This window comes from Candidatus Poribacteria bacterium, from assembly GCA_021295755.1.
Lineage (GTDB): Bacteria > Poribacteria > WGA-4E > WGA-4E > PCPOR2b > PCPOR2b.
The window spans coordinates 27,984-29,165 of record JAGWBT010000135.1 but is presented as its reverse complement, the minus strand read 5'-3'; the positions used below and the strand labels follow the sequence as shown (position 1 = coordinate 29,165).

1 protein-coding gene is annotated in these 1,182 nt (G+C 47.8%); it reads left to right on the top strand.

Going from position 1 to position 1,182, the window contains the following annotated elements; all coding sequences use genetic code 11:
* Positions 1 to 1,182: hypothetical protein (locus tag J4G02_17945; GenBank protein ID MCE2396421.1), on the top strand; the 1,182-nt coding region annotated here is incomplete at both ends.

Sequence of the window (1,182 nt, the reverse complement as noted above, 5' to 3'; positions counted from 1 at the left end):
TGATGATAATTCGGATAACGATTTCGGGAAGAACAGTTCCCTCTTTGCTGCGAAGATCCCCACGGCTTATGGTAGTAACGAGGGAGGCGGAGCAGATTCGCAGACGCTTTTTGTTCGCGGCAAAGAGACAGTTTCGTTGAAATATATCGATCCGTACTATAGCAGCACTCAACAAGATCAAACGGTGAATACCACTGTAACAACGAACACTGGATCGACCGGAACAATCGCAATCACAACGAAATCTGGCCAACCAATCGAGGCATTTGAGCTTGGTGAGACTCTCTATATACAGGTTGAGGATCCTGATCTACTCAAAGCAGTCGCAGATCAAGGGGTTAATGCGTCAAAATTACCTCATACGGAAATAACCGTCAGGTGTATCGTACCAGAGATGCAAGAGGTTGAACCTGTGAAACTGACCTATCAGCCGGAGCAAGGACGCTATGTTGGATCAGTTGTTACAGGGTACAACAAAGCGCCAGCGTCGAATAATGGTCGCTTGGAAGCGTTGGGCGCACAAAGAGTGGTGGCAATTTATCTGGATGAGATTCAACTCACCGGCGAAACAGATGTCCCGGTCAGCGCACAGGTAGGCACTGCGATCGGCGACACAGGGCGACTTGAACTAGGTCAGATCGACCGCCTCCTGTTATTGGACAATCAGAAATTTTTCAAGGCAGGCAGTACGCTCAGTGTGCTGCTGCAAGACATAGATCTGAATCGTGATGAAGATCAGCAGGAAACCGTCCATGTTCTATTGAACGGAGATCGGCTCAAGGACCAATATCAACTCACCCTGAAAGAGGCACATGATGTTTCGGGTCAATTCACAGGAACATTTGCGACTCAGTATGCGACAAACGCAAATCCGTCTAACGATGTGCTTGAAGTCACAGGCAAAGAGGTTGTAACTGTCAGCTATGTTGATGCACTAGCTGGCTCGGGAAACACAAAAGTTACACTCATAGACACAGCGCAGGTCAGTGCTGGACAAGATGGGATTCTCGACATCCTTAAAGCGAATTACGTCACCAATTTGGAAAATTTTAATGCGGGCGATAGACTCTACTTTCGTCTGCATGACACAGACATCACCCACGAATTCGTTGAAATCACGCTCGTCGGGGAAACGTTGAAAGATCGAGAGACAGTGCAGTTGTTCCAATCCATGGAGGAAGG